This is a genomic window from Acidocella sp. C78, assembly GCF_907164655.1.
Genome location: NZ_CAJQZK010000034.1, coordinates 10,272 through 30,940, shown reverse-complemented (window position 1 = coordinate 30,940; position 20,669 = coordinate 10,272). Strand labels below are relative to the sequence as shown.

At 70.1% G+C, this 20,669-nt stretch carries 10 protein-coding genes and 6 pseudogenes; 8 read left to right on the top strand and 8 right to left on the bottom strand.

The window, feature by feature from the left end:
* From ACIDOCELLA78_RS000000111510 to ACIDOCELLA78_RS000000111490, 5 genes and pseudogenes are all read left to right on the top strand, one after another.
* Positions 1-1,023 (top strand): annotated as a pseudogene (locus tag ACIDOCELLA78_RS000000111510) (sarcosine oxidase subunit beta family protein); the annotation flags it as partial.
* A gap of 11 nt (positions 1,024-1,034) precedes the next feature.
* A complete protein-coding gene (locus ACIDOCELLA78_RS000000111505) occupies positions 1,035-1,289 on the top strand; it encodes a sarcosine oxidase subunit delta (protein WP_201729673.1) in 255 nt (84 codons plus the stop codon).
* Positions 1,286-4,280, top strand: a pseudogene (locus tag ACIDOCELLA78_RS000000111500) (sarcosine oxidase subunit alpha family protein). The gene ACIDOCELLA78_RS000000111505 and the pseudogene ACIDOCELLA78_RS000000111500 overlap by 4 nt, the downstream one beginning before the upstream one ends.
* Entirely contained in the window at positions 4,273-4,836 is a 564-nt protein-coding gene (locus tag ACIDOCELLA78_RS000000111495) for a sarcosine oxidase subunit gamma (protein WP_201729672.1), read from the top strand. The pseudogene ACIDOCELLA78_RS000000111500 and the gene ACIDOCELLA78_RS000000111495 overlap by 8 nt, the downstream one beginning before the upstream one ends.
* Positions 4,837-5,033: 197 nt before the next feature.
* Positions 5,034-5,788: pseudogene (locus ACIDOCELLA78_RS000000111490) on the top strand (IS5 family transposase).
* A gap of 34 nt (positions 5,789-5,822) precedes the next feature.
* Here the strand turns inward: ACIDOCELLA78_RS000000111490 and ACIDOCELLA78_RS000000111485 are convergent.
* From ACIDOCELLA78_RS000000111485 to ubiG, 8 genes and pseudogenes are all read right to left on the bottom strand, one after another.
* The gene (locus ACIDOCELLA78_RS000000111485; RefSeq protein ID WP_201729671.1) at positions 5,823-6,593 is read right to left on the bottom strand and encodes an electron transfer flavoprotein subunit beta; all 771 of its coding nucleotides are present in this window, start codon (positions 6,591-6,593) and stop codon (positions 5,823-5,825) included.
* The gene (locus tag ACIDOCELLA78_RS000000111480) at positions 6,590-7,666 is read right to left on the bottom strand and encodes an electron transfer flavoprotein subunit alpha/FixB family protein (protein ID WP_201729670.1); all 1,077 of its coding nucleotides are present in this window, start codon (positions 7,664-7,666) and stop codon (positions 6,590-6,592) included. Before ACIDOCELLA78_RS000000111480 ends, ACIDOCELLA78_RS000000111485 begins: the two co-directional genes overlap by 4 nt.
* Complete coding sequence (locus ACIDOCELLA78_RS000000111475; protein WP_201729669.1) at positions 7,663-9,510, bottom strand: DUF3483 domain-containing protein; 1,848 nt, start codon at positions 9,508-9,510, stop codon at positions 7,663-7,665. Before ACIDOCELLA78_RS000000111475 ends, ACIDOCELLA78_RS000000111480 begins: the two co-directional genes overlap by 4 nt.
* Positions 9,510-11,546: an NADH:flavin oxidoreductase gene (locus ACIDOCELLA78_RS000000111470; RefSeq protein WP_201729668.1), complete on the bottom strand. Its 2,037-nt coding sequence runs from the start codon at positions 11,544-11,546 to the stop codon at positions 9,510-9,512. Before ACIDOCELLA78_RS000000111470 ends, ACIDOCELLA78_RS000000111475 begins: the two co-directional genes overlap by 1 nt.
* 64 nt (positions 11,547-11,610) lie before the next feature.
* A complete protein-coding gene (locus ACIDOCELLA78_RS000000111465) occupies positions 11,611-12,702 on the bottom strand; it encodes a hybrid-cluster NAD(P)-dependent oxidoreductase (RefSeq protein ID WP_201729667.1) in 1,092 nt (363 codons plus the stop codon).
* Complete coding sequence (locus tag ACIDOCELLA78_RS000000111460) at positions 12,702-13,970, bottom strand: SRPBCC family protein (protein ID WP_201729676.1); 1,269 nt, start codon at positions 13,968-13,970, stop codon at positions 12,702-12,704. The genes ACIDOCELLA78_RS000000111465 and ACIDOCELLA78_RS000000111460 overlap by 1 nt, the downstream gene beginning before the upstream one ends.
* A gap of 143 nt (positions 13,971-14,113) precedes the next feature.
* Entirely contained in the window at positions 14,114-15,169 is a 1,056-nt protein-coding gene (locus ACIDOCELLA78_RS000000111455) for a GlxA family transcriptional regulator (protein WP_201729666.1), read from the bottom strand.
* A 124-nt stretch (positions 15,170-15,293) separates the two neighbouring features.
* Positions 15,294-16,045, bottom strand: a pseudogene (gene ubiG, locus ACIDOCELLA78_RS000000111450) (bifunctional 2-polyprenyl-6-hydroxyphenol methylase/3-demethylubiquinol 3-O-methyltransferase UbiG).
* 97 nt (positions 16,046-16,142) lie between these two features.
* Between ubiG and ACIDOCELLA78_RS000000111445 the strand changes: the two are divergent.
* The 3 genes and pseudogenes from ACIDOCELLA78_RS000000111445 (at position 16,143) to ACIDOCELLA78_RS000000111435 (ending at position 20,635) form a co-directional block, all read left to right on the top strand.
* Positions 16,143-17,357 (top strand): annotated as a pseudogene (locus ACIDOCELLA78_RS000000111445) (aspartate kinase).
* Positions 17,354-18,390: pseudogene (locus tag ACIDOCELLA78_RS000000111440) on the top strand (NAD(P)H-dependent flavin oxidoreductase). Before ACIDOCELLA78_RS000000111445 ends, ACIDOCELLA78_RS000000111440 begins: the two co-directional pseudogenes overlap by 4 nt.
* A complete protein-coding gene (locus ACIDOCELLA78_RS000000111435) occupies positions 18,329-20,635 on the top strand; it encodes a putative PEP-binding protein (RefSeq protein WP_249676701.1) in 2,307 nt (768 codons plus the stop codon). Before ACIDOCELLA78_RS000000111440 ends, ACIDOCELLA78_RS000000111435 begins: the two are co-directional and overlap by 62 nt.
* The last annotated feature ends 34 nt before the right edge of the window (positions 20,636-20,669 follow it).

Genomic DNA, 20,669 nt, shown 5'->3' with positions numbered 1-20,669 from the left:
ACCATCATCCGCTCGAACTACCTGTTCGACGAGAGTGCAGCGCTCTACGATCACGCGCTGAAACTCTGGGAAGGCCTGTCGGCCGAGCTGAACTACAACGTCATGTTCTCGCAGCGCGGCGTGCTGATGCTCGCCCACAACGTGCACGACGAACAGGTCTTCCGCCGCCATGTCCACGCCAACCGCCTCAACGGCGTCGACAATGAATGGCTCACCCCCGAAACAGGCGAAGGCCTTCTGCCCGCCGCTGAACATCGCCCCCGGCATGCGCCATGCGGTCACCGGCGGCGCGCTGCAACGGCGCGGCGGCACGGCGCGGCACGATGCCGTCGCCTGGGGCTATGCCCGCGCCGCCAGCGCAATCGGTGTCGACATCATCCAGAACTGCGAGGTCACCGGCATCGACCGCGACGCCGCAGGCCGCGTCAGCGGCGTGCAGACCACGCGCGGTGCGATTGCAACCAGGCGCATCGGCGTGGTTGCCGCCGGCAATACTTCGGTGGTGATGGCGATGGCCGGGCTGCGCATGCCGCTCGAAAGCTTCCCGCTGCAGGCGCTGGTCTCCGAGCCGGTGAAGCCGTGCTTTCCCTGCGTCGTCATGTCGAACACGATCCACGCGTATATCAGCCAGTCCGACAAGGCGAGCTGGTCATCGGCGCCGGCACCGATGCCTACATCTCCTACAGCCAGCGCGGCGCGCTGCACATCTCGATGCACACGCTGGAGGCGATCTGCGAGCTGTTCCCGATGTTCCGCCGCATGCGCATGCTGCGCAACTGGGGCGGCATCGTCGACGTCACGCCGGACCGCTCGCCGATCATCGCCAAAACGCCGATCCCCGGCCTTTACGTCAATTGCGGCTGGGGCACCGGCGGCTTCAAGGCCACGCCCGGCTCCGCCGATCTCTTCGCCCACACCATCGCCCGCGACGAGCCGCACCCGATCAACGCCCCCTTCAGCCTCGAGCGCTTCGCCGAGGGGCGGCTGATCGACGAGGCCGCCGCCGCCGCGGTCGCGCACTGAGGAGCCCCGCCATGCTGCTGATCCCCTGCCCGCATTGCGGCGAGCGTCCGGAAATCGAGTTCGCCTATGGCGGCGAGGCCCATCGCGTCCGCGCCGCCGACCCGCGCGCCGTCGATGACGCTTCGTGGACCGACTATCTCTACATCCGCCGCAACGCCCGCGGCGAGTTCGAGGAACGCTGGCGCCACGCCCATGGCTGCGGCCGCTTCTTCAACCTCCGCCGCAACACCTATACCGACATGATCGACCGCGGAGCCGCACGATGAGCCAGAGCTTCCGGCTTGCCGAGGGCGGGCGGATCGACCGCTCCCGCACCCTCGCCTTCCGCTTCGACGGCCGCGCCTATGCCGGCCATCCGGGCGACACGCTGGCCTCCGCCCTGCTCGCCAACGGCGTCCATCTGGTCGGCCGCTCCTTCAAGTATCACCGCCCGCGCGGCATCCTGACCGCCGGCGCCGAGGAGCCGAACGCCCTGGTCGGCGTCGGCCGCGACGAGGGGCACTACACTCCCAACCTGCGCGCCACCCAGGTCGTCCTGCATGACGGCCTGGTCGCCGAAAGCCAGAACCGCTTCCCCTCGCTCGAACGCGACGTCGGCGGCCTCACCGACCTGTTCTGGAAATTCATCCCCGCCGGTTTCTACTACAAGACGTTCATGTGGCCGAAGACGGCATGGACACGGGTGTTCGAGCCGCGCATCCGCGCCATGGCCGGCCTCGGCCGCGCCCCGGAGATCGCGGACGCCGCCTGCTACGCCCAGCGCTACGCCCATTGCGACGTGCTGGTGGTCGGCGCCGGCCCCGCCGGCATCGAGGCCGCCCTGGCCGCCGCCTCCTCCGGCGCGCGGGTGATCCTGTGCGACGAACAGGCCGAACCCGGTGGCGCCCTTCTGGCCGAGACCGACGCGACGCTCGACGGCGCCGACGTCGCCAGCTTCCTCGCCACCCGGCTGAGCTGGCTGCAGGCCGCCGGCCAGGTCACCATCCTGCCGCGCACCATCGCCTTCGGCTATTTCCCGCACAACATGATCGGCCTCGCCCAGGATCTCACCGATCATCTCGGCGAACCCGACGACACCCAGCCCCGCGGCCGGCTCTGGCAGGTCCGCGCCCGCGAGGTGGTGATCGCCACCGGCGCCATCGAGCGCCCCCTCGCCTTCCCCGACAACGACCGCCCCGGCATCATGCTGGCCGACGCCGCGCGCACCTACGTCACCCGCTACGGCGTGCTGCCGGGCCGCAACGCCGTCGTCTTCACCGCGCATGATTCCGCCTATGCCGCCGCCCTCGCCCTGCATCGCGCCGGCGCCCGCATCGCCGCGATCGCCGATCTCCGGCCCGATCCGTCCGGCGAACTGGTCGAGGCCGCGCGTGCTGCCGGCCTGCCGATCCGCCCCGGCTGCACCCTCACCGGCACCGAGGGGCGGCTGCGCGTCACCGCGGCCACCATCGCGCGGCGCGACGGCGGTGCCGGCGAGCGCCTCTCCTGCGACCTCGTGCTGATGTCCGGCGGCTTCACCCCGAGCGTGCATCTCTTCTCGCAGAGCCGCGGCAAGCTCCGCTTCGATCCTGCGCTCGACGCCTTCATCCCCGGCGAGCCGGCCGAGGCCTGCCGCGCCGCCGGTGCCGCCGCCGGCACCACCTCGCTGGCCGACGCCCTCGCCTCCGGCCGCGCCGCCGGCGAGGCGGCCGCCACCGCCGCCGGCTTCACCGCCCCGCCCGCCATGGCGATCGCGGTCGCCAACGCCCCCGCCGCCACCGGCGGCTTCCTCGGCGCCACGCCGCACGGCCGCAACCCCGGCGCGGTGCGCGCCTTCATCGACTTCCAGAACGACGTCACCGCGAAGGACATCTCGCTCGCCCTGCGCGAGGGCTTCCGCTCGGTCGAGCACGTCAAGCGCTACACCACCAACGGCATGGCGACCGACCAGGGCAAGCTCTCCAACATGAACGCGCTCGGCATTATGTCCGCCGAACTCGGCCGCCCGATCCCCGAGATCGGCACCACCACCTTCCGCATGCCCTACACGCCGGTGCCCTTCGGCTATTTCGCCGGCTACGCGCGCGGCGCGCTGTTCGAGCCCGAGCGTCACACCCCGATCCATGACTGGGCCGAGGAACAGGGCGCGGTGTTCGAGGATGTCGGCACCTGGAAGCGCGCCCGCTACTTCCCGCGCGAGGCGAGACGATGCACCGCGCCGTCGCCCGCGAATGCCGCGCCGTGCGCGCCAGCGTCGGCATCTTCGACGCCTCGACCCTCGGCAAGATCGAGATCGTGGGGCCGGACGCCGCCGAATTCCTCAACCGCATGTACGTCAACGCCTGGACGAAGCTGAAACCCGGCCGCCTGCGCTACGGCGTGCTGCTGCGCGAGGACGGGTTCGTGGTCGACGACGGCGTCATCGGCCGCCTGTCCGACACCCGCTTCCACGTTACCACCACCACCGGCGGCGCCCCGCGCGTGCTCGCCATGATGGAGGACTACCTGCAGACCGAGTTCCCCGAACTCGATGTCTGGCTCACCTCCACCACCGAGCAATACGCGGTCATCGCCGTCCAGGGCCCCCGCGCCCGCGACGTGATCGCCCCGCTGGTCGAGGGGGCGGACATCTCCGGCGCCGCCATGCCGCACATGAGCATGGTCGAATGCCGCGTCGCCGGCATCCCGGCCCGGCTGTTCCGCGTCAGCTTCACCGGCGAGCTCGGCTTCGAGATCAACGTTCCCGCCGATTACGGCCGCGCCGTCTGGGAGGCGGTGTTCGATGCCGGCCGCCGGCACGACGTCACCGCCTACGGCACCGAGACGATGCACGTGCTGCGCGCCGAGAAGGGCTACATCATCGTCGGCCAGGAAACCGACGGCACGGCAACGCCCGACGATGTCGGCCTCGCCTGGGCGATCGGCAAGGCGAAGCCCGATTTCGTCGGCAAGCGCGCGCTCGACCGCGCCGCCTTCGCCGGCCAGACCGGGCGCAAGCAGCTCGTCGGCCTGTTCACCGAGCCCGGCGATGTCGTGCTCGAGGAAGGCGCCCATCTCGTCACCGACCCCGACCGGCCGCCGCCCGCCGAGATTCTCGGCCACGTCACCTCCGCCTACTGGAGCGAAACGCTCGGCCGCTCCATCGCCCTCGCTCTGGTGCGCGCGGGCGCGACCGCATCGGCGAAACGTTTCACGTGAAACTCTCGGACCGTGCGATCCCGGTCCGCCTCACCGATCCGGTGTTCTACGATCGTGAAGGAGCCAGGCTCGATGGCTGACCTGATGCAGACCCGCCTCGCCTCCCCGCTCGCCGGGCGCATCGGCGATTCCCGGATGCGCGAGATGCCGCGCGCCACGCGCGTCTCGCTGCGCCTGAAACCGGAGGCCATCGAGGCCGCCGGCGCGGCGCTGGAGGTCGATCTCACCCTCGGGATGAACCGCGCCACCGAGTCCGGCTCCCGCACCGCGATCCGCCTCGGCCCGGACGAATTCCTGCTCATCGCCCCGGTCGCCGACACCTGGGAGGCGTTCGAAGCCGCCCTCGCCGCGGTTCTCACGCCGCGCGACCACGCGCTGGCCGACATCTCCCACCGCCAGCTCGGCGTCTCGATCGAGGGGCCGGACTGCACGGCGATGCTCAACGCCCTCTGCCCGCTCGATCTCGACCTCGCCGCCTTCCCCGTCGGCATGGCCACCCGCACCCTGTTCGGCAAGGCCGATATCGTGCTCTGGCGCACCGCGGATACTCGCTTCCACATCGAGGTCTGGCGCTCATTTGCCCCCTATCTCTGGGGCCTTCTCGCGACCATCGGCCGAGAATATCCCGATCAATAATATCCCGATCAATGCTTTCCCGGCGCCTAGAGCATCATCCGATCAGATGGAATCATCTGATCGGATAAAGATGCTCTGAATATCATTATCATAGAGCACTGCATCCGATCCGGATGGATCGGAAAGTGCTCTAGGTTCTGTACCTATTGCCATGACTACGGAGCGTCTGATTCAAGTCTGTTTGGAGGACTTGGAACATGGCGGAACTTTTCTGGCTGAACGACACGCAATGGGCTGCGATCGAACCATTGCTGCCGAAGCTTGGCGGCAAGCCTCGGGTTGATGACCGCCGGGTGCTGAGCGGCATCCTGCATCGCTTTCGCGAGGGCTTGCGATGGCGAGCGCTTCCTGAGGCCTATGGGCCACGAACCACGGTGTTCAACCGGTTCAACCGCTGGAGCCAGCGTGGCCTCTGGCAGGAGATCTTTGCGGCCCTGGTCGCCTGCGCGTATCCGCCGCGCATCGCCATGGTGGACAGCACCTCGGTTCGGGCACATCGCGCGGCCGCGGGCGGTAAAGGGGGGCGCAAAGCCAGGCTATCGGCCGGTCGAGGGGTGGACGGACGACCAAGATCCACGCCGTCGCGGATGAGCAGGGACGCATCGCCGCACTCCTCCTGACGCCGGGACAGGCCTCCGACATCAGCGGCGCCAGGGCGCTTCTGCCCACAATACCGCCACCAGAAGAGCTGATCGCCGACAAAGCCTACGACGCCGATGACCTGCGCGCCTTCCTCACCCGCCAAGGCACCAGGCCCGTGATCTCGCCCATGCCCAACCGCCGCGCCATTCCGCCCTTCGACCCCGTCGCCTACAGAAAGCGCAATCTCATCGAACGCGCCTTCTGCAGGCTCAAGGACTGGCGCGCCATCGCCACACGCTACGACAAAACCGCACGAAATTTCCTCGCAGGTATCTGCCTCGTCCTCGCCGTCACATCTTGGATCAGTTGAGTCCAGAACCTAGGGGGTGATCTGACCGGATGCGTCAGGCCTTGCGGGGCCTGAACCGCGCCACGAAATCAAGGATCGCCACCGCCGCCTCGTCGGGCGACGGGTGCCGCATCACCCGTCCGCCGGCATCCCGCGTCTCGCTCACCGCCTGCAACCGCGCCTCGGCCGAACCGCCGCCGCCGACATCGCCGATCAGCTTCGGCCGCGCCCGATAGGGCCGGATTTCGATTCCTTCCGGCGCCAGCGCCGAAATCAGCGCCGGTCCCGCCGCCTCGCTCACCCGGCCCGCCAGCCGCGCGCGATGCACATAGGGCAGTGGCGCCGGTGCGGCCGGATGCACGGTGATCACCGCCGCCCCGCGCACCGTGGCCGCCCGTCGCCCGCCGCGCGGCAGCGCCTGCGTCACCCTCGTTTCGCCGCCCGCAAATTCGGCCGCGATCGCATCGGCGACGATCGGCCATCCCAGCGCACGCGCCAGCCGATAGGGCAGCAGCCCGCCATCCGCGCCACCCCGGCCGCGCCGCCCCGCGAGGATCAGGACCGGCATCCTTCCCTCAAGCGCCGCCACCAGCGCGCCGAGCGGATCGTCCGCCGCCCCGGCCCCGACCAGCGTCAGCCCATCGATCCCGTGCCCGAGCGCGTCCAGCACCGCCGCGTCGCGCCCACCGGCATGCAACCCCTCGACTGCGCCGCCCGCCCCGGCAATGCGGCGCGCCAGCGCGATCGCCTGCAACTCTACCGGCACCGGGCAGGGGTCACCCGTGGCCGGATGCCGCCCCGCCGAGAGCAGCACGACGATCCTCATGCCTCGGCTCCCAGAAGCGCGAGCAGCGCCGGCAGCACCGCCTGCGCATCCGCCACCACCGCGAGGTCCGCCCGCGCGATCATCGCCGCGTGCAGGTCGGTATTCACCGCGACCACATGGTCCACCGTGCCGATCCCCTGCAGATGCTGCGGCGCGCCGGAAATCCCGAACGCCACGTAGCAGTCGGCGTTGAGAACGGTTCCGGAGGCGCCGACCTGCATCGCCCGCGGCAACGCGCCGGCGTCGCACACCACCCGGCTCGCTCCCGGCGTCGCCCCGAGCGCGCGCGCGAGATCGAGAAACCCCGCGAGATCGGTCACCCCGTTTCCCGCCGCGATGACAAATCCCGCCTCGTCCAGCCGCACCGTCGCCGCCTCCAGCGGCAGGGGCGACAGCCGCACCGCCATCGCCGCATCCATCGCCGGATCGGCCGGCAGATCGACCGGCTCGGCCGCATGCGCCGCCCCGCGCCAGGGCGCGATGCGGTTGGCCGCGATGCTCAGCAGGCGCGGCGGCGCCGCCCGCCATTCCGCCCGCCCCGCGGCAGCCGGGCGGATCGCCTGCCGCGCCGACAGGCTCTCGACCGCATCGAACAGCGCCTCGTCGCAGAGTGCGGCCACCCGCCGCGCCAGATCCCCGCCATCCGCGCTCTCGGCGAACACCACATGGCGCGGCCGATGCGCGCCGATCGCGGCGGCGACCGATGCCGCCAGCGAGGCCGGATCGTCCCGCTCCGGCAGCACCATCACCCGGTCCGCCCCCGCCGCACCCGCGTCCTCCGGCAGGCTCGGCGCCAGCAGCACCACCGCCGCCGCGCCGCCGCCATCGAGCAGTCGCGCCGCCCCCAGCACCTGCCGGTCATGGCGCGACAGCACACCGCCCGCCATCTCGGCCACGGCGAACACCAGATAGGCCGGGTCCGCGATCGTCACGACCTGCGCCGCCGTCGGCGCCACCGCGGCACAATGCGCGACCACCCCGCCGCGATGCGTCCGGTCGATCCGCCGGCGCGGCGCCTCGGCCACCACCACCGCCGCGCGCTCGGCCCGGGGATCGCGCCGCCTCGCGCTCACGCCCGCGCCTCCACCGGCACCGCTTCCATCGCCGCGTGCACCAGCTCGGCAATGTCGCGCACCTCGGGCCGCGGGCCCGTCACCCCTTCCAGCATCGCCGTGCAGCCCGGGCACGCCACGGCGACGATGTCCGCCCCGGTCTCCCGCGCCTGCGCCATCCGCAGATCGGGAATTCGCCGCACGCCCGCGATGTCCGAAACCGGCGCGCCGCCCCCGCCGCCGCAGCAGAACGAGGCCGCGCCATGCCGCTCCATCTCGCTTACCGCCAGGCCGATTCGCCCCAGCACCCGCCGCGGCGCGTCATACTCGCCGTTATAGCGGCCGAGATAGCACGGGTCGTGATAGGTCACCGTCCCGCCGGATGCCGCCTCCGGTCGGATCGCGCCAGTACCGATCAGCTCGTCGATCAGCGCCGTATGGTGCTGAACCGTGTAGAGCCCGCCGAACGCCGGATATTCCTGCCGCAGCACATGCAGCGCGTGCGGATCGGCGGTGACGATCCGCACGAACCGCCTTGTCGCCAGCGTTGCGACATTGGCGCGCGCGAGCCGCTCGAACCCCGCCTCGTCGCCAAGCCGCCGGGCAAGGTCGCCGCAATCGCGCTCCGCTTCCCCCAGCACCGCGAAATCCAGCCCCGCCGCCCGCATGATCGCCACCAGCGCCCGCAGCGTCCGCCCATAGCGGGCATCGAACGCCCCGTCGCCGAGCCAGAGCAGGATGTCGGCGCTCTCGCCCTCGCCCAGCTCGCGCAGCCCGCCGGCCGCGAAATCGAGCCGCCGCCCGGACTCGAACCCGCCGGGATTGAACGCGTAGCGCAGTTCCGAAAGCACCTGGTCCGCCTTGCCCGGCGCGCCACCTTCCGCGAGTGTCAGATGCCGCCGCAGATCGACCACAGCATCCACATGCTCGATCATCATCGGGCAGTCGGCGACACAGGCGCGGCAGGTCGTGCAGGCGAACAGCGTTTCCGCGTGCAGCCGCCCCAGCACCGGGCCCGGCGACGAAATGCCCGGATGCGGCGAGCCGGCATAGGCCGGCGCCTCCGGATGCAGCGCCGTCGCCAGGTCCTGGATCAGCGCCTTCGGGTTCAGCTTCTGCCCGGCGGCGAAGGCCGGGCACGCCTCCTCGCACCGCCCGCACTGGATGCAGGCATCGAACCCCGCCAGCCGGTTCCAGGCGAAATCGCCAATCGCCGCCACGCCGAATTTTTGCGCCGGCGACAGCAAGCTCGCCGCCGTTCCCACGAAACGCTCCGGCCGCGGATGCGCCGCGAGATGCACCGCCCCGGCCAGCGCGTGCCGCATCGGCCCGGTCGCGATCCCCGCCACCAGCCGCGCCCCGCCCCAGGCCGCAAGCCCGATCCCGGCCAGCGCCGGCAGCCACAGCCCGAGCAGAATGCCGAGCGAGGCCAGGAACCCGCCCGCCGCATAGGCGGCGAGATCCCGCGCCAGACCCTGGAATGCCCCGCCGGAAAGCGAGGCCGGAAGCGCCGGCTGGCGCCGCCGCGCCACCAGCCGAGCGCCGAAAATCGCGAAGCCGAAACCGAAAGCGGCCAACAGCCACAGCATGTCCGCGCCGCGCAGCGCCGGGATGATGCCGAGCAGCACCAGAGCGGTGCCGCCGAGCAAGCCCCCGGCGATCGCCTGGTGCATCCGCGCCGCCGCCGCCCGCCGCGCCACCACGCCGTGCACGTCCACGAGATAGCGCCGCGGCAGCGCGGCCAGCCCGCGCGCCCAGTCCACCGTCGCCGCCCCGCCCCGCCGCCACGATGCGGCGAGACGCAGCCCCTGCGCGATCACCCCGGCCAGCAGCAGCCAGGCCAGCAGGACGAACAGCCCCGCCATCAGAAATCCTTGCAGAGGCGCAGCGCGTCGTAGATCGCGGCGTGGATGTTGCGCCCCGCCGCCGCATCGCCGATGCGATACAGCGCGTATCCTTCCTCCGGCCAGGGCTGCGCCCGCCCCGCCACCAGCGCGCCGGCATCGATCCGTCCCCGGTTGACCGACCCCGCCTTCAGCGGATCATACAGCGCGTCATCCGGCAGCGTGCCGAAATCGACGACGACATGATCCACCACCCGTTCCTCCTCGGCGAGATCCATCGTGTTGCGCAGCACCGCGACGAGCCGGTTCTCCTCCCGCCGCACCGCGAGCAGGTCGAGATTCGGCGTCATGATCACGTCATGGCGGTAGAGTTCGCGCAGATGGATCGGCTGGTTGGTGGTGCCGACCTCCTCGGCCGCCATCCGGTCGCCGGTCGCGAGTTCCACCAGTGCGCCGCGCTTCGCGAGGAACTCGGCGCAGGAGGCGGCGTTGTGCTGCCCCATCCCGTCATAGAGCAGCACCGAACCGCCGAGCGCGATCCCGTCGCGCAGGATCGCGGCGGTCGTCGTCACCAGCTCCGCCCCCTCCATGAAGCCCGGATTGGGCACACCGCCGGTCGCGAGAATCACGATGTCCGGCCGCTCCGCCAGCACCATAGCCGCATCCGCCGCCACCCCGAGCCGCAGATCCACGCCGAGCCTGCGCACCTGCGCGCCAAGCCAGCGCGGAATGCCCGACAGCGCCTCCCGCCATCCCGCCTTCGCGGCGATGTTGATCTGCCCGCCGAGCGCCGTCTCCCGCTCGAACAGCACCACCTCGTGGCCGCGCTCGGCACTCACCCGCGCCGCCTCCAGACCGCCCGGCCCGCCGCCGACGACAACGACCCGCCGCCGCCGCGCCGCCTTGCCGATCACATGCGGCATCGTCGCCTCGCGCCCGGTCGCGGCGTTCTGGATGCACAGCGCATCCGCCCCGGTATAGATCCGGTCGATGCAGTAGCCGGCGCCGACGCACTGGCGGATATCGTCCTCCCGCCCGTCCTGCAGCTTGCGCGCGAGATGCGGGTCGGCGATATGCGCCCGCGTCATCGCGATCATGTCGACATGCCCCTCCGCCACCGCGCGCGCGGCGGTGGCAAGGTCGGTCACCCGCTGCGCGTGGAACACCGGCACCTCCACCTCGCGGCGGATCGCGCTGGCCAGCGGCAGGAACGGGGCCACCGGAAACGACATGTTCGGCAGCGAGACCGCATGCGCCAGATGGTCCCGCGCCTGCCCGCCGAGCACGTTGATGAAATCGACCAGCCCGCGCCGCGCATGCGCCTCGGCGATGGCGACGCAATCCTCGTGGCTCAGCCCCTCGGCCAGCATCTCGTCGCCCGACATGCGGATGCCGATCAGGAAATCATCCCCCGCCGCCGCCCGCATCGCCTCGAGAATCTCGAAGCCGAAGCGCATCCGGTTCTCGAGCGACCCGCCATACCTGTCGCCGCGGTGATTGACCGAGGGCGACCAGAACTGGTCAACCAGATGCCCGTGCGCCGCCGAGAGCTCGCAGCCATCCAGCCCGCCCTCGCGCGCCCGTCGCGCCGCCGCGGCGAAATCGGCGATCACCCGGTCGATATCCTCCTGCTCCATCTCCCGCGGGATCGACCGGCTCGCCGGCTCCCGCCGCGGCGAGGCGGAAATCGTCGGCAGCCAATTCTCGGTATCCCAGCGCGTCCGCCGCCCCATATGCGTGAGCTGGATCATCAGCGCCGCGCCATGCGCGTGCACGCGATCGGAAAATTGTTGCAAATACGGAATGACACTGTCATCCGCGACCGAAATCTGGTTCCACGGGGCCGCCGGGCTGTCGAGCGAGACGGAGGACGATCCGCCGAACATCGTCAGCCCGATGCCGCCCTTCGCCTTCTCCACGTGATAGAGCTGATAACGCTCCTGCGGCTTCCCGTCGCGGCCATAGCCCGGCGCGTGGCTCGTGCTCATGATCCGGTTGCGGAACGTGGTCCGGCGGATCGTCAGCGGGCGAAACAGCGCCTCGGCATGGGCGATCATGCAATGCCTCCGGGCTTCGGAATACGCGAATGCGCCAGCGCCGCCGGGGTCAGCGGCCGCGGCATCAGCGTTCGATCACGAGATCGGTGAGCGGTGTCGAGCAGCAGATCAGGATCATGTCCTGGTCGATCTCGCGCTGGCGGATGCCGCCCTGGTGCTTCATGTCCACCCGTCCCGAGACGAGCTTGCTCTTGCAGGTGCCGCACACGCCCTTGGTGCAGGACGAGGGCAGCCGCATCCCGGCCTCCCGCGCGGCGGCGAGGATATGTTGCCCCGGCGCGACGCCGATCGTCCGGCCGGATTTGCTGAACGTCACCTCGAAGGTCTCGGCCCCCTGCGCGGCGAGCACTTCCTCGACCGGCGGCGGCACGCCAAAATCGAAGCTCTCCTCGTAATAGTAACGCATGTCATAACCGAGGCCCACGAGCCCCTCGCGCACGACCTGCATGTAGACCGGAGGCCCGCAATTGAAGATCCAGCGTTCGGCGAAATCCGGCGCGAGCAGCGCGAGCAGCTGCGGCGTCACCCGCCCGCGCGGCCCGCCCCAGCGCCCGCCGGCGCCATCCGCCTCGCACACCGGAATCACCCGCAAATTCGGCATCTGCCGCGCCATCACGGCAAGTTCGTCGCGGAAGATGATGTCCTCCGGCGTCCGCGCGAAATGGATGAACACGATGTCCGCGTCTGGCGCCAGATCCTGGTGCGCCCGCGTCATCGACATCAGTGGCGTGATCCCCGAACCGCCCGAGAGGAACAGGTATTTTTCCCCCGGCGTCGCGACGAAGCTGAAATCCCCGAGCGGCCCGATCGCGCGGATGTCCATCCCCGGTCGCAGATTGTCGTGCAGCCAGGTCGAGACCGCGCCATCCGGCTTGCGCTTCACCGTGATCGAGATCTGGTCCGGCCGGGTCGGGCTGGAAGCGATCGTGTAGCAGCGCTGCACGATCTCTCCGCCAACCGGCACATCGAACACGAGGAACTGCCCCGGCCAGTAGCTGAAGCGCGACGGCGTGCGGCTGACGAAGGTGAAGGTCCGCACATCATGCGTCTCCAGCCGGGAGTCGACGCAGACCAGAATGTCGTCGGTCTCCGGATCCCAGGCGGACAGGCTGCCATCGCGCGCGGCGCGGCAGCGCTCGGCCGGCGTCATCGCCATCAGGTCGTCTCTGCCCCGAGCTGCGCCGCCATGCGGCCGATATACCAGTTGGCGAACGCCTCGACCTGGCCTTCGGTTTCCGCCGAATACGGGCCCGGCACATAGCCGGCACTCGCCGCCCCGGCCTGGGCGAGGCCGACCAGCGCGCCATCCTGCAGATTGGTCTCGCGCCACACCCGGATCAGGTTTTCCAGGTCGTAATCCACACCCTGGATCGCGTCGCGATGCACCAGCCACTTGGTGCGCAGCAGCGTGCGGTCCGGCGAGAGCGGCAGCACCGAGAAGGTCACGACGTGATCGCTCATGAAATGGTGCCACGAATTCGGCTGGGTGTGGAACGAGAGATCGCCGAGCCGCTTCTCCTTCGCCCGGCCGAGCAGAAGCCGGCTGGCGACCTTGGTATCGAGCGTCTGCGATTCGCCGTCGCGGTCCATCGGCATCCGGCCGATCCGGAAGCCCGAGACCATGTCGTCGAGACGGCCGATCTCCTCGGAGGGAAACCCGCTCGCCGCCCAGGCGCTGCATGAGCGCGCGACCATGTCGTCATAGTTCCGCCGCAGGGCCGCGCGCGCCGGGTCGTCCTCACGCGCATCGAAGCCGAAGCCGAACTCGAAGATCGATGAGGTCAGCTCCGGATGGTTCAGCGCGCAGTGATAGCACTCACGGTTGTTCTCCATCGTCAGCTTCCAGTTGCCCTCCTCGATCAGGTCGATCTGCTGGGCCACCTTGCAGTTGGCGATGTCGTGCGGCGCGATATAGGGCCCGACGATCCGTGCCATCTCGTCGAAATCCGCCGGCGGTTCCGCGGCGAGGCACACGAAAAGCAGCCCTTCCAGCGAGCGGAGATGGACTTTCTTCAGTCCGTGGCAGGAATGATCGAAATCCTCGCCCATGTGATCGGCATGCACGAGCGCGCCATCCAGCCCATAGGTCCAGGCGTGATACGGGCAGACCAGCCGCCCCACCGTCGCCTTCTCGGTGGAAACCAGCCGCGCGGCGCGGTGCCGGCAGACATTGTGCATGGCGTGGATCACGCCATCGTCGTCGCGGCAGATCAGGATCTCGTTATCGCCGATCTTCAGCGTCATCACGTCACCCGGCTCGGGCACGTCCGGCTCGACGCCCACGAAAATCCAGTGCCGGTTGAAAATATATTCGAGATCGGCGCGGAAAATCGCCGGATCGGTATAGAACTCCCGCTCCAGCATGAAGCCACGGCGGCGCCGGGCCACGAGGTCGCGCAATGCGGGGGAAGCGACATCCGCCATGACGTTCACTTTCAATAAGGGTCAGTGCCCGGCGACGGACTGTGACGGTTCGGTGATGCAGCGTCTTTGGTTTTTGCGACATCGCGCCAGAACGATTTCGCAGGTCTTCCGCATGGCGGCCATGCGCCTTTTACATGCGCGCGTCAGAATGGCCGTGGCCCGGCATGGAGTCCCGATCCGCTGCCGCTGTTGGTGCCGCGCGTCGCCACGCCCGGCCGCATCTGCGAGGGTGAAAGTCCATGCAACGCCTTGAACTGGCGGGAGAAGTGCGCGCAGTCGGCAAAGCCGGCCTCCAGCGCGATATCGGTCACCGAACGGTCGGTCGTCTCCAGCAGCCAGCGTGCGTAGCGCAGGCGCAGCGTGCGGTAGAGCAGTGAGGGCCGCTGCCCGAGCGCCGATTCGAAGCGCCGCTCCAGCTGCCGCGTCGACAGGCCGAGCCGCCGGGCGATGATGGCGATCGGTACCGGGTCGGAAAGGTTCTGCTCCATCATCAGCAACGCCCGGCGCACCTGGCCGTCGGCGACGTCATGCGCCACCGGCGGATGCGGTTGCACCGCCTCCTCGCCGCGCGTGCGCGCCAGTTGCAGCACCTGGTGCGGCTTCTGCGCGAGCCTGCTGCCGAGATGCCGCTCGATCAGCAGTGCCGCGAGATCCGCCGCGCCGGCGCCACCGGCGCAGGTAATCCGGTCGCCGTCGATCTCGAACAGCCGGTCGCCGGTCACCTCGTGATCGGGAAAGGCCGCCCGGAAATCCTGGTAATGCAGCCAGCTGACGCAAACGCGCCGCCCCTGCATCAACCCGGCCTGGCAGAGCAGGAAACTGCCGTTGCAGATTCCAACGAGCTTCACTCCGGCAGCTGCGGCGCGGGTGAGATAGGCGCAAAGCGGTGCCGCGTTCTGGTTGAGACTGGTCAGCAAACCGCCGATCGCCACCACGTAGTCGAAGCCGGCGGGGTCGAGAAACGGTGTGCCGGGCAGCACCTGCACCCCGCAGCTCGCGCGAATCGGCGCTGCGCTGTCGGACATGATCGTCCAGCGGCAATGGATGGGCCGTGAGAAATCCGATTCGTCGGCGGCAAGCCGCAGCGTGTCGACAAACATCGACAATGCCGACAGCGTGAAGTCATGCGTGAGGAGAATGCCGACCGAAAGCGGCCGCCGCTCCTCGCCCCGTGACCCGTTCGCCACCCGTTCGCCCATCGGTCGCCTCCGCCATCGCGCCGCATACGAGCCATGCGACAATGGAGCATAAGACCATACAAGCACCGATCAGCATACCGAAAACATTCGGCGCGCCTTCACCGGGGCGAGCCGGCGTGCGGTGTCAGCCCGGCGCCGCTGCCATCGCGATATAGTTGATCCCTGTATCCCGCGCGATGCGGAACCCGCCGGCCAGCGGCGCCGGCACCATCCCCGCCGTCGCCGCCAGCCGCAGCCCGGCGGCGCGGCACATCGCCGCCAACTCCCCGGCGTGATGAATTTCCGCCAGTCATGCGTGCCGGGCGGCGCCAAGCCCAACACATACTCCGCAGCGTATTTTGCAAAAACAATTGATTGGGGCGTTCTGTTGAGGGTCGATATGAACAATAGGCCGCCCGGCCGCAGCAATCCTGCCAGCGTGCCCAGAAACCCTTGCGGGTCCGGCACGTGCTCGATCACCTCCAGTGCCGTCACCACATCGAACCGCGCGCCGGCGGCCGCCAGTTCATCCGTCGTCGTCGCGCGATAGTCGATCTCCAGCCCCTGCGCCGCCGCATGCGCCCGCGCCGCGGCGATCGCCTCGGCGGCGGCGTCGATCGCCGTCACCCGGCATCCCGCCCGTGCGAGGCTTTCCGCCAGCAGCCCCGCGCCACAGCCGACATCGAGCAGTTCCACCCCCGTCACGTCGCCGCGCGCCGCGGCGACGTGCTCCAGGATCCACCGGCTACGCGCCGGGTTCATCGCATGCAGCGCGCGCATCGGTCCGTGCCGGTCCCACCAGCGCGCCGCCAGCGCGTCGAATTTCCGCACCTCCGCCGCGTCCGCCCGCCCGGCGGACTGCCCGTCATCCATGCTCACATCCTCTCCAGCCCGCATTGCCCTTCTCCCGGGCTCTCGCTATGTGAGCCTGCCGGGAGTTGGCAGCAAGCGCCGCTCCCGCGTCGATACCAGTTTCACGGCAAGATCGGATCAAATGGCGCGCATCGTGATGAAATTCGGCGGCACTTCGGTCGCCGATCTGGACCGGATTCGCAACGTCGCCGCGCGCGTCAAGCGCGTGGTGGACGAGGGGCACGAGGTCGCCGTCGTCACCTCGGCGATGGCCGGCGCCACCAACCAGCTCGTCGCCTGGTGCCAGGAACTCTCCCCGCTCTATGACGCGCGGGAATACGACACGGTGGTCGCCACCGGCGAGCAGGTCACCATCGGCCTGCTGGCGATCGCGCTGCAGACCATCGGCGTCGATGCCCGCTCCTGGACCGGCTGGCAGATCCCCATCCGCACCGACGGCCAGCACGGCAAGGCGCGGATCGACGCGATCGACGGCGCCGAGCTGATCCGCCGCATGCAGATGGGCCAGGTCCCGGTGATCGCCGGCTTCCAGGGCATCGGGCCGGACAACCGGATCACCACCCTCGGCCGCGGCGGGTCGGACACCTCCGCCGTCGCCGTCGCCGCCGCGGTCAAGGCCGACCGCTGCGACATCTACACCGATGTCGACGGCGTCTACACCACCGACCCGCGCATCGTCCCCAAGGCCGCAAGCTGCCGGCCATCGCCTATGAGGAGATGTTGGAGCTGGCCTCGGTTGGTGCAAAAGTACTCCAGACCCGTTCCGTCGAACTCGCGATGAAGGAGCGGGTGCGGGTGCAGGTTCTCTCCAGCTTCACGGATGCGCCGGGAACGCTGGTCGTTGATGAGGATGAAATCGTGGAACAGGAAATCGTCGCCGGCATCGCCTATTCGCGTGACGAGGCCAAGGTCACCGTGCGCCGCGTGCCCGACCGCCCGGCGTCGCCGCCTCGGTGTTCGGCCCGCTCGCCGAGGCCGGCATCAATGTCGACATGATCGTGCAGAACGTCTCCGCCGACGGCACCACGGACATGACCTTCACCCTCAACAAGACCGAGCTGCCCCGCGCCCGCCTCGTGCTCGACGAGAAGCGCGACGAGATCGGCTTCGCCGAACTCGCGACCGACCCGGACGTCGCCAAGATCTCCGTCGTCGGCGTCGGCATGCGCAGCCATGCGGGCGTCGCCGGCACCATGTTCCGCTCGCTCGCTGCCGCGGCATCAACATCCAGGTGATCTCCACCAGCGAGATCAAGGTCAGCGTGCTGATCGACGCCGAATACACCGAGCTTGCCGTCCGCGCCCTGCACACCGCCTACGGGCTCGACGTCGCGTGAGCGCGCTCGATCCGCTCTGGGCCCGCGGCCGCGATTTCCTCGGCACCGAGACCGCCATCATGGGCGGCGCGATGAGCTGGGTCAGCGAGCGCCACCTCGTCTCCGCCATCTCCAATGCCGGCGGCTTCGGCGTCATCGCCTGCGGCTCGATGAGCCCGAACTGCTGGACACCGAGATCGCCGCGACCAAGGCGCTCACGACGAAACCCTTCGGCGTCAACCTGATCACCATGCACCCGCAGCTGCTGGAGCTGATCGCCGTCTGCGTCCGCCACGGCGTGGGCCATGTCGTCCTCGCCGGTGGCCTGCCCTCCTCCGCCGCGGTCCGCGCGGTGAAGGACGGCGGCGCGAAACTCGTCTGCTTCGCCCCCGCTCTGGTGCTCGCCAAGCGCCTCATCCGCAGCGGCGCCGACGCCCTGGTGATCGAGGGCTCCGAGGCTGGCGGCCATATCGGCCCGGTCTCGCTGGCCGTGCTGGCGCAGGAAATCCTGCCCGTCATCACCGAGGTTCCGGTTTTCGTCGCCGGCGGCATCGGCCGCGGCGAGGCGATCCTCGCCTTTCTCGAAATGGGCGCCGCCGGCGTGCAGCTCGGCACCCGCTTCGCCGCCTCCGCCGAAAGCATCGCCCACGCCAATTTCAAGGCGGCCTTCCTCAAGGCCAACGCGCGCGACGCGATCCCCTCGATCCAGCTCGACGCCCGCTTCCCGGTCATTCCGGTGCGCGGCCTTGCCAATGCGGGCACGGCCCGCTTCATCGAGCACCAGGCCGAAACCATCCGCCGCTTCCAGGCCGGCGAGCTGGACCGCGAGCAGGCCCAGCTCTCGATCGAGCATTTCTGGGCCGGCGCCCTCCGCCGCGCGGTGGTCGAAGGCGATGTCGAGCAGGGCTCGGTGATGGCCGGCCAGTCGGTCGGCATGGTCACCGCGATCCAGCCGGTTGCCGATATCATCGCCGAGCTGATCGCCCAGGCCGATGCCGCCCTCGCCGCCCGCGCCACCCTCCGCCAGCCGGATGCCTCGATCGAAGCGGCCTAAGGGCGCGCCCCGCCCACGCAACGTTCCGCTCGCCGCCTCGCGGCGGCTGTTCGCGAAGCTGCGCGACAGGCTGAGTTCCGGCAATTCCAGCCTGGCCGAGCTGGTCGAGCTGATCGCCGCCGAACTCGCCGTCGAGGTCTGCTCGGTCTATGTCGCCCGCGCCGGCGAAATGCTCGAACTGGCCGCCACCCACGGGCTGCGCATCGCCGCGGTCGGCCACACGCGGGTGCGCGTCGGCGAGGGCATCATCGGCCTCGCCGCCGCCAAGGGCGAGGCGCTCAACCTGCCGGACGCGCAGAACCACCCCGAATTCGCCTATCGCCCCGAAACCGGCGAGGAACGCTACGCCTCGATGCTCGCGGTGCCGATCCGCCGCGCCGGCCGCACCCTCGGCGTCATCGCGGTGCAGCATTCCGACCCCCGCGTCTACACCCCGCTGGAGGTCGAGACGATCTCGACCATCGCCATGCTGATTGGCGAGATCCTCGCCAGCCAGGGTGCGGCGGATATCGCCGCCGCCGGCTTCGGCGACGCGCTGGCCCGGCGCTATTCCGGCCATCCGCTCGCGCCGGGGATCGTTCGTGGCACCGTCCTGCCCTTCGGCCGTTCGCCCGGCCCTCGTCACGTCCTCGCGGAAGACACTGCCGCGGAACTCGCCCGGCTCGACCAGGCGATGGCCGATGCCGAAACCTCGCTCGACAATCTTGTCTCCGAGCATCTGCCCTCCGGCCACGCCACCCGCGAGGTGCTGGAAGCCTATCGCCTGATTTCCCAGGGCACTGGCTGGCTCGAGCGCGTCCGCGCCGCGATCAATGACGGCCTGACCGCCGAGGCCGCGGTCGACCAGGTCGGCAGCGAGCTGCGCCGGCGCATGCGCAAGGTGGCCGACCCCTATCTGCGCGAGCGCGTCGCCGATATCGAGGACATGATCGAGCGCATGCTCGCCGCCCTCGGCGCCGGCACCGCCAAACCCGATGATGCCAGCGGCATGGTGCTGGTCTGCCGCCGCCTCGGCCCGGCCGAACTGCTCGACTGGCACCAGCGCGGCATCGCCGGTGTGGCGATCGAGGAGGCCAGCACCGGCGGCCATGCCGCGATCCTCGCCCGGGCGCTGGAAATCCCCGCCATCGCCGTCGAGGCCGGCGCCACCGAGGCCGCCCGCCAGGGCGATCCCGTGCTGCTCGATGCCGAATCCGGCGCCCTCATCCTCCGCCCCGATCCCGAGGTCACCGCGCTGTATGATCGCGCCCTCGCCGCCCGTGGCGCCCGCGCCGCCGAGCTCGCAGTCTTCCGCGACCGTCCCGCCCGCACCCAGGATGGCACCGAGGTCACGCTGATGCTCAATGTCGGCCTCGCCTTCGAGATCGACCAGCTCACCCGCACCGGCGCCGACGGCATCGGCCTCTACCGCACCGAGATCGCCGCCCTCGCCGCCGCCCGCGTGCCCGGCGTCGCCGCCCAGGCGGCCGAATACCGCCGCGTGCTCCAGCGCGCCGACGGCAAGCGCGTCGTCTTCCGCACCCTCGATCTTGGCGCCGACAAGCTTCTTCCCGGCGAGGCCGAGGACCAGGTGGAGAACCCGGCGATGGGCTGGCGCTCGCTGCGCGTCGGGCTCGACCGCCCGGCCATCCTGCGCAAGCAGCTGCGCGCCCTGCTGATGGGCGCGGTCGGGCTCGATTTGTCGGTGATGTTCCCGATGGTGGCGACCGTCGCCGAATTCCGCACCGCGCGCGACCTGCTCGAAGCCGAGGCCGCCCGGCTCGACGAAAAACCCCGCCGCATCGAGATCGGCACGATGCTCGAAGTGCCCTCGCTGCTGTTCCAGCTCCCCGGCCTGCTCGCCGAGGCCGATTTCGTCTCCCTCGGCACCAACGACCTGATGCAGTTCCTCTTCGCCGCCGATCGCGGCACGCCGCGGCTCGCCGGCCGCTACGACGTGCTCTCCGCCCCGGTGCTGGAACTGATCGAGGGACTCGCCGCCGCCTGCGCCGAGGAGGAGGTGGGCTTTTCGATCTGCGGCGAGGCCGCCGGCCGCCCGCTCGATGCCCTGGTCTTCGCCGCCATCGGGGTCGACACGCTGTCGATGTCCGGCGCCGCGATCCTGCCGGTCAAGGCGCTGTTCGCCGAAGCCGACCTCGCCACCCTGCGCCCGGTGCTGCGCGAGCTGCGCCGCGCCGGCGCCGCCGGCACCTCGCTGCGCGATCCGCTCACCGCCTGGGCGCGGGAACACGGTTTGCCGATCTAGGCCGAACGCGCTAAACCGCCGATCGGGTCGGGTC